Below are 13674 nucleotides of genomic sequence, written 5' to 3'. Positions count from 1 at the left end.
ATAATGGGACAACTTAATCCTTTGAATACATGATCTCCATCGACACAGGATCGGGAAATACATAGCCTTTGGGCAACTTCTGCATCAATTGATTCATGATAGCGTAATCCACGTCGATGTGAGGTGTGGAAACCGGAGTCGAAAACCAGCGATTGTAGAGATCACTCGGTACAAGCAATGTCATATCGGTTGTCCTCCTCTGTAAATAGCTTCCTGGTAGACTTGAAATGTACGCAATCCCATTTCTTCCAGCGAACGATGTTGTTCAGCCCAAGCTTTCGCCGCAGCACCCACTGTTCTCCGAGTAACGTTATCCTCGAGTAATGCATTCAGCAGTTCACGGAGCGAGTCGACATCCTGCGGAGGAACAACCCAGCCTGTACGCCCAGGTTCAACCATCTCAGGCATGCCGGCTGTACCACTGACGATAACAGGTATACCCGCCAGTTGTGCTTCGGTCACGGAGAACGGCTGGGTGTCCTGCAGGCTGGGCTGGACATAGATGTCTGCATGACGCAGGAAGGAAGGAATATTATCGAGTTTGCCCCAGAACACAACATCCGCTCCAATGCCTGCCGCTGTGGCCTGTGCCCGCAACTCATCGGATAGATTGCCTTCTCCTGCGATCCAGCATACCCAATCGGAACGTATACTTTTCAGACTGGCTAGAGCCTTGATTAATACATGAACGCCCTTGATGTATTCGAGCCTTCCGGTAAAGGCAATGACTTTTTTGCCCGCAGGTGGTCGCTGGCGGAACTTCACAGCTGCTGAGGCACGGTAGGCTGGAAGGTCGATAGCATAGGGAATCTGTCTGAACTTCGACTCTGGCACCGCGAGCTCTGTAAGTGTACTTTTGATCCAGTGACTGGACACCAGAATCAGCTCAGACTGTGCTGCACTTCGCTCTTCCAATGAGAGAAAATAACGTCCGCGTTTGGATTGCAGATAGGAGGAGAGAGTAAGTTGCGGGTTGGAATTTTGAGCATCGTAAAAGGCCTCGCGGGCAAGTGCCCCATGATAACTGGTAACCAGTGGGATATTTCGGTTTAAGATGCGTTTTATGGCCACGGCGGCTACGGGATCTTGCGCATGAATTACGTCATAGTGGTCCACCCCCAGATAAGCGGCGGCCATCTCGAAGGCATATCTATTCAGTTCATAATAAGCAAGAAGCGGATCGGCAGTGAATTGTGGCAGATCGGTCGGATTGAGTTTGGCTTGCAGCATGGGCCACACCGTATCCTTGGAGAAAGCGCGGTTCAGATTACGAACATATACCTCGTTTTTGGCACCATTTGTGCCCATGATATCAACCTCTACACCAAGTGCAATTAGCCTGTCGGCCAGTTGTTTAACATATGTCCATATGCCTCCCATATGTGTAAGCTCCCAATACGTAACGAGCAGAACTCTCATAGCTACCCCCTTGTCACGGCCTGAACCAGCCGAGCTTCTATGCTTTTATTCTATGAAAAAAGAGGACCGGAAGGTCGGGCATTTCCGCGTAATTGGTTGAAAATGGGTGAAAGCAAATGACAATAGACAAGGGGAAGCATATCCTATGTATAGAAAGGCTCATACGCCGAAGGAGGGATCTACAGTGGTTATATATGTGCTTAATATTCATGAAAATATGTTACAGACGTTTGTTCCCATTAAATACATGGACGTGGAGTTGGCCTATGTGGGGGGCGAGGAAGGGACGGATGTATTTGTTGGCGGAGCCAGTACTCACGGAGAACTGTACCGACATCTTTTTCATATAAATTCGAATTCGGGGGGAGCGGGCGGTAATCAGGTCATTCATAATCTGGATGTATCTTCCGAGCCTTATGAGCTGAGGATCATCAGCAACAGCTCTTCACCGAATCATCTGGTTATTCGCATGTATTATAGAAGTATTCACGGGCAGACATTGGGCATACTGTCAGAATATCAGATGATGAAGCTTGCAGATTGATATGGACATAATTGAAAATTCATGATTAACCAACGTGTGGAGCAGGGAAGTGCCTGTTCCATTTTTTTATATTGCATCCATAGTAGAAATTTCTGAAAAAATAGCTTGACAGCAAAGGTATTTTCATTAGAATTAGATCAGTGTTAAACGAAAGTTTAAAACGACGATTTAAAACGATAGTTTGAAATCAGTCGAGAGAATATAGGCTTAGTGAGACGCAGGCAGCAGCCTGTGATCTGCTGGCCGGAAAAGAGAGTGGAGAACGTGAAAGAACAAACAGCAGTATCACAGGAGCCGGCAGAGTTTTCGATTAAAACCATTATTTTGCCACTCCTGTCTATTATCGTCGGAATGATCATGGTTATTCTGGACAGTACCGTTGTTAATGTGGCCATTCCGAATCTCGTTCAATATTTCGAGACGGATCTTAAGACCATCCAATGGACGGTTACGGGATACACCCTGGCTTTGTCTGCGGTTATTCCACTGGCAGGCTGGTTAACTGATCGTTTCGGTGCCAAAAGAGTATTCCTGTTCACGATTGCGATGTTTACCTTGGGTTCTGTGTTATGCTCCATTGCCCAATCACCTGAGCAATTAATCATTTACCGTGTCATTCAGGGCCTTGGGGGAGGCATGGTTGCTCCTATTGGTATGGCGATGGTATTTCGTCTGGCACCTCCTGAACGAAGAGGTTCCATCATGGGTATGCTCGGAATTCCCATGCTGCTTGCCCCTGCACTGGGCCCGGTATTGTCCGGTTGGTTTATTGAATCACTGAGCTGGCACTGGATCTTCCTGATTAATCTGCCGATTGGTATTGCAGCTTTCATTCTATGTATCAAATTTTTACCTGATACAGATCGTGGACGCACGCCTGCACTGGATCTGCTCGGTATGATTCTGGCGCCAATTGCGTTTTCGATGCTTGCCTATGGTGTGAGCGAGGGTGGAACGAGCTGGACATCTGCAACAACACTGACTGGTGTAATCGTAGGTGGTGTGGCGCTCATCTTATTCATTATTGTAGAACTTCGTCATCAAAATCCATTGCTTGAACTCCGGGTATTCAAATCATCTGATTTCTCACGGGGAATTATTCTCGCATGGGTGTCACAAGTGGCGCTGTTCGGTGCGATGATCCTGATCCCGCTTTATTTGCAGCAGATCAAAGGGTACACTGCATTGGAAACGGGATTGATTCTGCTTCCGCAGGCTCTGGCTTCCGGAGTGGGCATGCCGCTTGGTGGTCGGTTGTTTGATAAAATTGGTGCTAGACCTCTGGCCTTCGTGGGTCTGGGAATTATCTCGGGAGCCTTGTTTATTCTCTCCTCCATCACGGCAGAGACAGGTCTTGGCCTGATTATCACGGCTCTTGTTATGATGGGTCTGGGTATGGGCTTGTCCATGATGCCACTCAATACTCATGTATTGAATGCTGCACCGCGTAAGTTGGTTGGACGGGTTACACCGCTCACCGCTGCTGCACAGCAAGTGGTCGTGTCCTTTGCGGTTGCAGGGCTTACAGGTTTCCTTACTTCAAGAATTGCAGACAATACAACAAGTACAGAGCCGACCGCTATAGTTCAAGGTCTGGTGGGTGGCTTCAATGATACGTTCTTCCTGGCCGCTTGTATTGCATTGTTCGGATGTTTGCTCAGTCTGATTCTGCGCAAACCAAAACCGATGCCGGAACAAGAACTTCAAAATGGCGACAAGCCTGATCCCGCGATGATGATGGGACACTAAGACTTTTTATAAACCATAGTAAGGCAGTTCAGAGAATCTTGCTGAACTGCCTTTTTGCTATGCTCAATGGAAAATTCGCAGTGCTGTCATCATTTCACGGAAAGAAATGGCATATCGATCGGGTGAGAAAGACAAGCTCATATGCTGTCTGCCATGAATGCGGATATATTCCCGCAGTTTCTTGTTCTTCATGAGGTCCCTTGCTTCGGCTACGGCCGCCTTTACATCTCCAATTGGATAAAACTTTCCAGTCTTATTATGTGTGATAAATGAGCGCACACCATCTGAATCTGTGCTGAGCACCGGGCAGCCACAGCTAATGGCTTCAGCGACGGCATAGCCGAATCCTTCTAACAGGGAAGTGGATAACATGATCCCCCCTGAAGCGGCAATCATCGAATAGTATGCAGGCATCTGAGAATGAGGAACATTAATGAAGATGCCAATCCGATCCTCAAGCCCGTATTCTGCCAGCATGTGTCGGAACATGACTTCATCTTCTGGATTAGCCAAAGTAGGATCATGGAATAACCATAGTCTGGCTTGCGGATTTTTTTTGATGATTTCTCTCGAAATGATTAGATATTCACGCCAGTTTTTGTTGTGTTCAAGTCGTCCTACCCAAGCCAGCACCGGATAGGGTGGGGTATCCACCGAGATCGGTGCAAAGGTGTCCGTATCCAGCATATTGGGAATAACAAATCGATGAAGCCAAGGACAGATATGAATGAACATATCCAGCAGGTGGTCTGTGGGGGGGATAACGGCAGCGTCGCAATGGGCTTGAAGGTAAGGTACACCCATCTGTATCGTTTCCAGGGCCTGATCGCGTGTTCCAAGCCCCTGCGCCTCAAAAATAATTCTTCCTGTATAGCCAAGTGCTCTCAAGCGGCCGGGCATAGCGATGTCTGAAGTGGCGATGATGGCATCATAATGATGAGTATGAATGATGTGATGGATATCTTCGTCACTGGATGCGGTGAAAATGGGTGTATCACTGTTGTTCTGCAATCCCGAGCCTGTGTTGAGATACAATAGGTGCGCTTCAATGCCATGGCGTTTCAGAACAGCGGTGCGCAGTCGGTTTAACGTATCCACGCCACCGCTTGGAACATAAAACGTGAATAATACTTTCACACGATTCACCCTCTGACTTTTGGTCAGGAGCACATTCTCCTGTACTCTATGTTACGTTGGCTTGAAGTATAGGGTGTGGGTGTTGTTCAGGGTGTTCACATTTTGGACAAATTTTTTTAAGCTTTCTTTTAAGTGACATTAAGCTGAGGTTAGGATAGATCACGTATTATACAAGGAACTTCCCGTGTCGATCATCTAAGCAAGAACGATGGTGCACGGGTATTTTAACGGGAAAGGATGAATGATGTGCTCGAAGTGAAACAGGTCAGCAAAGTTTACGAAGGGCAGCGCGGCGTACATCAACTGGATTTCACCATGGAACGTGGTGAAATAGTCGGGTTTCTCGGTCCTAATGGTGCCGGAAAAACAACAACAATGCGTATGATTACGGGCTATCTGCATCCAACGGCGGGTTCCATCTTGGTGGATGGGGTATCGGTGCATGAGCAGGGTCAGCGTGTTCGTTCCAAGATTGGGTATCTGCCTGAAACTCCCCCACTGTATCCGGATATGACGGTGCAGTCCTATCTTAAATTCGTAGCAAATTTGCGAGATGTTCCGGCACGTGAAGTTAAGCTGCGGGTCAGTGAGATGGTTAGCAGATTGGGACTTCAGGGTCGGGAAAGACAAATGGTACGTGGGTTATCCAAAGGATACAAGCAACGCCTCGGGCTGGCAGGAGCCATTATTCACAAGCCGGATCTGCTGGTCCTGGATGAGCCAACATCGGGCCTTGATCCAAATCAGATTATCGAGATCCGAGATCTGATTCGGGAACTGGGGCAGAACCATACGGTGCTGCTTAGTACGCATATTTTGCCTGAAGTGAGCACACTCTGTAATCGAATGTTGATTATTAATCAGGGACAGCTCGTGCTGGATGGTTCACCTCAGCATTTCGGATCAGCTATGGGGGATGAGTTCAAGGTGTCGATTGAAGTGAAGGCCACTGCGGAGCAATTACATAATGTGCTGACACCATGGGAGAAGGTGCGGAGTGAAGTTATTCAAGCATCAGATGCGAATACCACCAAAGATACTTCATTTACTTCAGCTTCAGCGACTACGGTTAAAATGCTTCTTACTGGAGAGAACTCGGAAGATTTCCGGGAGGAGCTATTCTACCTTTTGTCCGGTGCAGGATTGCCGATACTGGAGATGAAAAAGGAGAATCTCAGTCTGGAGCAAATCTTCCTGAAGCTGACCACAACCGAGGCAACAGACACAGACGCAAATTCGGCAGATGTGGATAAGGTTGCTGACGCAGAGATGGATCAGGAGGACGTATCTTCGGACAACGACTTGTCGAGTATATCGGGAACATCACTGAGTCCATCAACGGATGCTTCGTCCCATTCCAGCAAAGGGGAGGACTCCAAATGAGACGAATGATGGCGATATGCAACAAAGAGCTGCAAGCTTATTTTTTGTCTCCGACGTCCTATTTTGCTTTTGCCGTATATGTACTGATGACCAGTTTGCTGTTCTACTCCAGTTTCGTATATTACCAGCCGAGTATTGTCGATTATCGACTCGTACTGGGAGATACGTTATCCATGCTGCTGTTTGTCGTGCCCTTATTAACGATGCGGCTTGTTGCGGAGGAATTCAGACAAGGAACGGATGAATTGTTGCTGACTTCCCCGGCACGTATAACAGAAATTATTTTTGGCAAATACCTTGCTTCTCTGGCCATTCTGGTCGTGCTCATCCTGTGCAGTCTGGTGTACCCTTTCATCATGTCGTTCTATGGAACATTGGATATGACGACGGTATGGATGTCTGCGCTGGGTTTATTCTTCCTGGGCGGAAGCATGATGGCGATTGGACTGTTCGCTTCCACGTTATCCCAGCATCAGATGGTGTCTGCGGTGGCGGGTTTTATTATTTTGCTCGTTTTGTGGATGCTTGATTCATTCGCAGGTAATACAGGATCTGCTTTGCAGCAGTGGCTCGATCCGTTTGCCCTAACTAATCGGTTTGACAGCTTCATGAAAGGCGTGCTTAGCGGACCGGATATATTGTACTATGTCACACTTTCAGGTGTGTTTCTGCTGTTAAGCATTCAAATTGTGGAACGGAAGCGGTGGAGGTGAGAAGATGAAAAAATGGTTAAGTCATACCAACAGTACCGTGCTGTCTGTAGCGGTGATTGGCATCTTTATTTTGCTGACACTGTTCCTGAATTCACTTGGCGGCTTCCAGCTCGATCTGACCTCGAACAAACAATACACGTTGTCTGACCAGTCCCTTACTGCGATCAAAGACGTGAAGGATGACGTCAACATTCTGGTGTTAACCGTCGAAAATGCCAACAACACCGTGCTGAACCGTGAAGTCACGGATATGGTGGAGGAATACACGAAACGTAACAGCAAGTTGAAATTAAAACAGTATAATCTGACGCAGGAACCTGCACTTGCATCCAAATACGGCATAACAGGCAGCTCCATTGTGCTGGAGCAGGGAGATCAACACAAAGTGATTGATATCGCCAGTTTGTTCACCGCGACAGGTGACGGCAGTGACGGATCCTATCAGTTCACAGGTGAGGAAAAGCTGACACAGGCGCTCATGAATATGTCATCCACCGAGATGCATAAAATGGTCTTTCTGACCGGACATGAAGAGCTGAGTCTCGATCAGATGACTACGCTGCAATCCTCTTTGGAACAAAACAATGTGCAGACGGAAGAATTGCAGCTGAATCAGGCTGGGAAGGTTCCGGAAGATGCAGATGTGCTTGCCATCATAGGTCCACAACGTGATCTCAGTGATGCAGAAATGAAGGCCATTCGTACCTATCTGAGTAATGGAGGCAAGCTGTTATTATCCCTCGGATTCGTAGAAGATATGAAATCCAGTTGGAAAAACATCGATGCCCTCATGGCAGACTATGGTGTCGTTGATGAGCATGCGGTGATGGTGGATAATCAACAAGCCAGTACGATGGGACCACTCTGGGTGGTACCGGAGTATGGTACACATGCAATTACGGACAAACTTGCTGCAAGCCAATTGTACCCGATGTTGTCGCTGTCGATTGCGTTGACCAGCAAAGAACAGGATAAATATACCCTTTCACCATTAATTCATTCTTCGAATGACAGTTATGGGGAGACGAATATCGGCGGCTTATTGCAAAATGAAACAACCAATGATGCTGAAGAGGACATTCAGGGGCCAGTGGAATTAGGGTATGCAGCCGATACGACGGATGGCAAACCGAAGGCGGTTATTCTGGGCTCGTCCATTTTCATGCAGGATTCGGAAATTGCGAATGGCGGAAATAGGGACTTTATTTTGAATACCGTAAACTATTTGAGTGAGAAAGAAAATGGATTGACGATTCGTCCACGGGTACAAGCCGGGTATGAGACGGCATACCTGAATGGCGAACAGGCCAGAACGATTTTCTTCGTGGCTATTGTAGCATTCCCACTCATCTTTGTGATTATCGGTGTACTCTTATGGTGGAGGCGCAGACGGGTATGAGAAAATGGGTCCCAACAATTCTAGTGGTCATTGTACTCATTGTGGGCTGGGTGTACGCGGCCAGTCAAAATTATTTTCGGGAAGAAGAAGCGGTGCAAGCCAAGTTGCTCGGGATTCAATCCGAAGATATTCAATCCATCACAATACATGACACAACCGTAGAAACATCCGGTGCAGCAGCATCTTCGACTTTGACGCTTGAAAATGGCGTATGGCAGATGGTTGAGCCAAAAGCCTATCCTCTGAATGGTTATAGTGTTAGCAGTTGGCTAGATGCTCTGAGTGGTGCGAACCAGGAACTGGTGGTGGAAGAAGCGCCGACAGATCTGGATAAGTACGGATTAGGAACAAATGCTACACGTATGGATATCAAACTCAAAGATAATCGGGAGATCAAACTGGCTATTGGTGGCCAGCTTCCAGCAGATGACGCACGATATGTGCGCGTAGATGAAGGTCCCGTAGTTGCCGTACAGACAGAGGCGATTACCAACATAGCTTTGTCTCGTCGTGATCTGTTGGATACTACACCTTTCAACATGGATGAGACAAATGTTGGATCTCTGGAGTGGGAAGGTGAAGCAGCTACCTGGATGTTAACATCGACATCGGAGAACGGTGCTGCAGAGCAGACCTGGACACTGAATGGAAAAACGATTGAAGCCACAGACGCCGTATCTCTTATTGGTAAAATCAAAAACCTGTCGACAGCAGATGATGTGCGCAAAGCTTCCGAGCTGAAAGGTACTGTTCCACGATTCACCCTGTCTGTTGAACAGACGGTCAATGGGCAACAAGTTAGAGATGTGTATCGGGGACTTACCGTACCATCCGCACCGGATCAGATCTGGGTCATTACGCCGGATGGTCAATGGGCATATGCCATGGAGACGGCGAGTCTAACGGAAGCCGAGAAATTCCCGGATACAATTAAGGCATCAACAACTGCTACGGAAGATAAGTAATTCAAAAGACAAGTAATATCTATTTTTAAATAAATTCAAGTTACATGGAGACAGTACTGCGAACAAGCAGTACTGTTTTTTTATTTTATAGCGAAGACCTTACGGTTCACAGTTCAAAATCCAAAGACCAATAAGCAAAGAGCAAAAACCGAGCACCCAAATCTACAGGGAAAGGTACCATATCCTTTCAGCATATCGGTACGTACAGAAGTGCATCCTATCTTTGTGACCAAAACCAACATACATTGGAGGATGAGTACATGCCAGCAGTCAAAAAGGCAACAGCTATTACGTTATCATTGTCTACTGCAATCTTTGTAATGGCCGGTTTGACAGGATGTGGCACGAATCGGGATACCAACAATCTTCATACGCAAAGCGTTCGTCAGCAAGCGAGCGGCATTAACCGTTATGGTGTGGAAACGAATGGCATGGATGGCATCCGTGCGAAAAGTTATCGCATGCATAATGTCACCGACCTGAAATCCAGTGAAGAGTTGGCAAAGCGCATCGCGGAGATGAAGGAAGTTAAATCCGCCCGTGTCATGTTAACGGATCGTAATGCTTATGTCGCAGTTCGTTTGGCAGATGGTCATGCAGGCAAGTTGGAAAGCAAGTCCAACGGTCGTACAAGCATGCTGGATGGAACGATGCGTAATCATGCCAGTGATACCATGCGTGGGGGCAACATGAATCACGATATGGGTGGTATGCGTGTGAATGGCGGTACGGGCACAATGTCTCCGTACAGCACTAGCGGAATTGCTCCAGGGCTGAACACGAATTCAGCAACGGATCGCAGCCATATGGGGAATGACCGCAGCATCTATGGAACCATGGGCACAGGTACAATTGGCATGATGCGTGGTCTGACAAACGGCGGCAAAGCACGTGGGACGGACGATGGGCATTATGGTATGAAAAGTGAAGGACAACGTGTAGATAGCACGGATGATAACACATCAGCTGAGATTAAAGGCAAGATTTCAGCCAAAATCAAGCAGTTTGCACCGAACATTGAGAATGTATATGTATCAGCCAATCCGGAATTTGTGGAACATGTGGAGAACTATGCCACAGATATTCGTAATGGTAAGCCGGTCAGCGGCATGATCGATACGTTCCAATCGATGGTGGAGCGCATTTTCCCAACGAATGGAGCAGGTATGAATCACCGCGATGGCATCCTTGACGATGGCCTGATGAACCGTAATCACAACGGTGGGGTCATGAACCGAATGAACCGGTAGATCTTAAGACAGTTGAACAAGTATGCCTTTGCGCAGATGGTAACATCCGCTGCAGAGGCATGTTTGTTTTAATGATCGGTAATTCAAATGTTTGATTACATATGCCACTACACAGATTCTTTTGGGACAATAAAACACATAATTCCTGCCCATTTTTCTTATAAAACTGAACCAACGCCCTTGATCTGACATAAGATGAGTTGACTGTATCCCCTTAACCTTGTTACACCAACACAACCCGAGCAAGGAGGGGTGAACATTGAAGGGTATCGATCATAAAAGCAAATTTTTGTTAACCCACCGTGAACGCGAAGTATTCGAATTACTGGTTCAAGACAAAACAACGCGTGACATCGCAGGGCAGTTATTCATCAGCGAGAAAACGGTGCGTAACCATATTTCGAATGTGATGCAGAAACTCAATGTTAAGGGTCGTTCGCAGGCAGTTGTCGAGCTGATTAAGCTTGGAGAGCTGAAGATTTAGTTGCGGATTACAGTTAGGATTAAGTAGCAGCATGAAAGCCTTTCTCTATTCTTTGTCATGAAGAATGGGGCAAGGCTTTTTTGCTGGTATGGACCATGGATTGAGGGAACTAACAATAAATTGAGGGAATATCCGAAACGTAGCATCGCTTGTTTTCATTGTTTTAGTAGACCATAATGATTACATATATCAAGCAGATGAGATTGTAGGTAAGGCTTGAAAGTGAAACAATGGTTTGGACAAATTGGGTTTGGGATTTTTTTGTACTACATCTATATAAGTTAAACTACATATTTACACTAGAACGGAGAGGGCAGAAATGACCTGAAGAAGCGGAGCGTTCGCCTTTATCCGCAGATTTCCACTTATATAAAAGTGATTCAAGAAATCTGGGGATAACAGCGATCAGAAGGTTATTCTGTCAGCGAAGTGGCAAGTGTAACGATTCGGTATTCTTATATAAAACATGAAAGGATGAGCTGAATGGAACGTTTCTTAAATGAATTCGAAGACCAATTTCGAGCGGGTTTTCTACCCGATCTGGAACAGACGCTGGCTAAGGTGCAACATGAGAAAGTATATGCTTGTGCATTTGGAACGGACAGTGATTGGGTAACGCTGTTTATGGCGGTGAATACCGAGGAATCCCTGGCAGCGCACATTTCGAGAATGAAAGAGCAAGGGCTGTGCGACAGTGAGGAGGACGAGATCTATTACCGATGGGGCTGCTCCGAATATCAGTATGGCGAGGATACGCACTTTAACCATATCAGCCGATTGTTGTATGCAACTGAGGAAGTTCAGGCGTATAAGGATGAGATCATTCGAATCATCGCCAAAGTTGTGAATGAGACAGCGGATGACGTTTTTGCTCGATATGGACAAAGCAAAGCAGACATTACGTTCTTCGTTTCTCTCTCAGATGACGATCTGGCGGAGGAGATTGAGAATCAATCGGTTCATCACATGACTGTACCCGGCTTAGTCAGCACGTTCCTAAAACGATATGATGACATGAATTAGAACGAGTTAACTTGAGTTGAGGTTTGAGTTAAATGGAAATTGAATGAAAACGAATTGAATTTTAATACCGCGAAAGTCTTTCCTATTTCTTTATCTAAAGAAGGGAAGAGGCTTTTTTGTTTTAGCATGAAAAAATGAAACAAACGAATTCATATCACTTTATCACGTACTGATTCCTATTCATTCGAATAAACGTCCTCCAGCTTTTCTTTGAAAATGGCTGATAAAAGAGCTGCTCCAGTTCTTCGAACTGTGCTTCATTCAGATGAAGATGGAGCGCTCTTTTCGCTATTTTGGCGGCAGGCGTGGAAGAAGATTTCCGCCCGCCAGCTTTTCGTTTGATCGGAATATGAAATTGCAGCAGATCTTCGAGCTGATTCCAGCCTTCCCAACTGAGCCTACCTCCGCGTTTCCAGTCGATGGCATAGAGGGCATAATAGGCATGTCCTTCTGTTTGTTTGGTAGCAATAATCCAGATGGAAGGAATAAATTTTTTCCGTTGTCTTCGATTCATTGAATGGCTCCTTCTTTTAATACGATCATATCTCGATTCTCAATATAAAGGATACTCACTATGTGTATCAAGCAGGTGAGTGTCTATACACGTTCAGTATCATTGCGAAAGTCGTGAGAAATTGCTCTTGATTTGCAGGATCGTCTTGATTAGAATGAAGTTATAAAAATCATTTTCTTATTTATTTAAAAATATATAAAAATAATTTTCATAAAAGTGAGGTCCTTATGGCAGCCATATTACGTGCGTTGCAGCAAGAACTGAATAATCTTCCGTCTCAGGAGCGACGTATTGCCGAAGTCATTATGCAATCTCCATCGGATATTCCCGGCTGGACGATTAGTCATCTGGCAGAGCAGAGTGGCACAAGTGCGGCGACGGTGACCCGCTTTTGCAAGTCGTTTCATTTCAAAGGCTTCCCCGATTTCAAAATGAAGCTCGCCGCAGAATTGTCACACGCATCTGATGAAACAGCGTATCAGGATATTGTAGCGGGCAATTCACTATCCAAAATTGTTGAAGCTATCGAAGCTAACCACCTCGCGTCTATTGCTGATACTACCCGTTTGCTGGATTTGGGCAGATTGGAGCAGGCGGTGCAATTATTGTGCCAGGCTCGCCGTATTGATCTGTACGGTGTGGCGACCTCGTCGATTGTTACACAGGATTTCTATCAGAAATTGGTGCGGATTGGCAAAAGTTGTACTGCTTTCTCAGACTCACACATGCAGATCACATCCGCATCTTCGCTCGCTGAGGGAGATGTGGCGATGGCCGTATCCTATTCAGGCGAAACACCCGAAACCATTGATGCGCTGCATTGTGCCAAACAGGCCGGAGCTTCTACGATTTCACTGACTTCCTATGGAAGTAATACACTCGCAACGGTATCCGACATTCCACTGTTCACCTCTTCTCTGGAGGAAGGCATGAGACGTGGAGATATGGCTTCCCGCATTGCACTGCTGCATGTGGTCGATATTTTGTTCACAGGCATGGTAAGTGCCGACTTCGACCGTTTCATCCCCAGATTGGAACAATCCTATCACAACGTGCAGTCCTATCGCGTACAACACAACGGAGGTGCTTAAACA

At 46.4% G+C, this 13674-nt stretch carries 14 protein-coding genes; 10 read left to right on the top strand and 4 right to left on the bottom strand.

Translation table 11 applies throughout. From position 1 onward, the window contains the following. Positions 1-13 precede the first annotated feature (13 nt). Complete coding sequence (locus tag AB4111_RS22910; RefSeq protein WP_253440469.1) at positions 14-184, bottom strand: hypothetical protein; 171 nt, start codon at positions 182-184, stop codon at positions 14-16. After that, positions 181-1419, bottom strand: a complete 1239-nt coding sequence (locus tag AB4111_RS22905) for a glycosyltransferase family 4 protein (RefSeq protein WP_442033364.1) — start codon at positions 1417-1419, stop codon at positions 181-183. The genes AB4111_RS22910 and AB4111_RS22905 overlap by 4 nt, the downstream gene beginning before the upstream one ends. A 184-nt stretch (positions 1420-1603) precedes the next feature. On the opposite strand from AB4111_RS22905, the gene AB4111_RS22900 reads away from it, so the two are divergent. Both AB4111_RS22900 and AB4111_RS22895 read left to right on the top strand, forming a co-directional pair. Next, positions 1604-1963, top strand: coding sequence for a hypothetical protein (locus tag AB4111_RS22900; protein WP_442033363.1), 360 nt, complete (start codon positions 1604-1606; stop codon positions 1961-1963). Between the two features lie 264 nt (positions 1964-2227). Further along, positions 2228-3712 (top strand): DHA2 family efflux MFS transporter permease subunit, encoded by a 1485-nt coding sequence (locus AB4111_RS22895; RefSeq protein ID WP_442033362.1) that lies wholly within the window; start codon positions 2228-2230, stop codon positions 3710-3712. A 63-nt stretch (positions 3713-3775) separates the two neighbouring features. Here AB4111_RS22895 and AB4111_RS22890 read toward each other — a convergent pair whose 3' ends face one another. Continuing rightward, positions 3776-4849, bottom strand: a complete 1074-nt coding sequence (locus tag AB4111_RS22890; protein ID WP_442033361.1) for a glycosyltransferase family 4 protein — start codon at positions 4847-4849, stop codon at positions 3776-3778. 246 nt (positions 4850-5095) lie between these two features. On the opposite strand from AB4111_RS22890, the gene AB4111_RS22885 reads away from it, so the two are divergent. From AB4111_RS22885 to AB4111_RS22855, 7 genes are all read left to right on the top strand, one after another. After that, positions 5096-6232 carry an ABC transporter ATP-binding protein gene (locus AB4111_RS22885; RefSeq protein WP_442033360.1) on the top strand — a complete coding sequence of 379 codons (1137 nt, stop codon included), beginning with the start codon at positions 5096-5098 and terminating at the stop codon, positions 6230-6232. Beyond that, a complete protein-coding gene (locus AB4111_RS22880) occupies positions 6229-6945 on the top strand; it encodes an ABC transporter permease subunit (protein ID WP_442033359.1) in 717 nt (238 codons plus the stop codon). Before AB4111_RS22885 ends, AB4111_RS22880 begins: the two co-directional genes overlap by 4 nt. Before the next feature lie 4 nt (positions 6946-6949). After that, positions 6950-8344 carry a GldG family protein gene (locus AB4111_RS22875; RefSeq protein WP_442033358.1) on the top strand — a complete coding sequence of 465 codons (1395 nt, stop codon included), beginning with the start codon at positions 6950-6952 and terminating at the stop codon, positions 8342-8344. After that, positions 8341-9309 (top strand): DUF4340 domain-containing protein, encoded by a 969-nt coding sequence (locus AB4111_RS22870; RefSeq protein ID WP_442033357.1) that lies wholly within the window; start codon positions 8341-8343, stop codon positions 9307-9309. Before AB4111_RS22875 ends, AB4111_RS22870 begins: the two co-directional genes overlap by 4 nt. Positions 9310-9569: 260 nt before the next feature. Continuing rightward, entirely contained in the window at positions 9570-10559 is a 990-nt protein-coding gene (locus AB4111_RS22865; RefSeq protein WP_442033356.1) for a YhcN/YlaJ family sporulation lipoprotein, read from the top strand. Positions 10560-10818: 259 nt separating this feature from the next. Next, a complete protein-coding gene (locus AB4111_RS22860; RefSeq protein WP_017692532.1) occupies positions 10819-11043 on the top strand; it encodes a helix-turn-helix domain-containing protein in 225 nt (74 codons plus the stop codon). A 483-nt stretch (positions 11044-11526) separates the two neighbouring features. Continuing rightward, positions 11527-12066 carry a DUF4303 domain-containing protein gene (locus AB4111_RS22855; protein ID WP_442033355.1) on the top strand — a complete coding sequence of 180 codons (540 nt, stop codon included), beginning with the start codon at positions 11527-11529 and terminating at the stop codon, positions 12064-12066. Positions 12067-12220: 154 nt separating this feature from the next. Here the strand turns inward: AB4111_RS22855 and AB4111_RS22850 are convergent, their stop codons facing one another. Continuing rightward, a complete protein-coding gene (locus AB4111_RS22850) occupies positions 12221-12580 on the bottom strand; it encodes a hypothetical protein (RefSeq protein ID WP_442033354.1) in 360 nt (119 codons plus the stop codon). A 227-nt stretch (positions 12581-12807) separates the two neighbouring features. Between AB4111_RS22850 and AB4111_RS22845 the strand changes: the two genes are divergently transcribed. Next, a complete protein-coding gene (locus AB4111_RS22845) occupies positions 12808-13671 on the top strand; it encodes a MurR/RpiR family transcriptional regulator (protein WP_017692537.1) in 864 nt (287 codons plus the stop codon). Positions 13672-13674: the final 3 nt, after the last annotated feature.

This window comes from Paenibacillus sp. 2KB_22 (genome assembly GCF_052115745.1).
Classification (GTDB): Bacteria; Bacillota; Bacilli; order Paenibacillales; family Paenibacillaceae; genus Paenibacillus.
The sequence above is the reverse complement of the archived record's forward strand: the minus strand, read 5'-3'. Positions and strand labels throughout refer to the sequence as shown.

Bases quoted from the DNA above. Each gene is read 5' to 3' on its own strand.
- AB4111_RS22850 (WP_442033354.1), bottom strand. From the start codon at position 12,580: ATGAATCGAAGACAACGGAAAAAATTTATTCCTTCCATCTGGATTATT.
- AB4111_RS22870 (WP_442033357.1), top strand. From the start codon at position 8,341: ATGAGAAAATGGGTCCCAACAATTCTAGTGGTCATTGTACTCATTGTG.
- AB4111_RS22875 (WP_442033358.1), top strand. From the start codon at position 6,950: ATGAAAAAATGGTTAAGTCATACCAACAGTACCGTGCTGTCTGTAGCG.
- AB4111_RS22865 (WP_442033356.1), top strand. From the start codon at position 9,570: ATGCCAGCAGTCAAAAAGGCAACAGCTATTACGTTATCATTGTCTACT.
- AB4111_RS22855 (WP_442033355.1), top strand. From the start codon at position 11,527: ATGGAACGTTTCTTAAATGAATTCGAAGACCAATTTCGAGCGGGTTTT.
- AB4111_RS22880 (WP_442033359.1), top strand. From the start codon at position 6,229: ATGAGACGAATGATGGCGATATGCAACAAAGAGCTGCAAGCTTATTTT.
- AB4111_RS22845 (WP_017692537.1), top strand. From the start codon at position 12,808: ATGGCAGCCATATTACGTGCGTTGCAGCAAGAACTGAATAATCTTCCG.
- AB4111_RS22910 (WP_253440469.1), bottom strand. From the start codon at position 184: ATGACATTGCTTGTACCGAGTGATCTCTACAATCGCTGGTTTTCGACT.
- AB4111_RS22905 (WP_442033364.1), bottom strand. From the start codon at position 1,419: ATGAGAGTTCTGCTCGTTACGTATTGGGAGCTTACACATATGGGAGGC.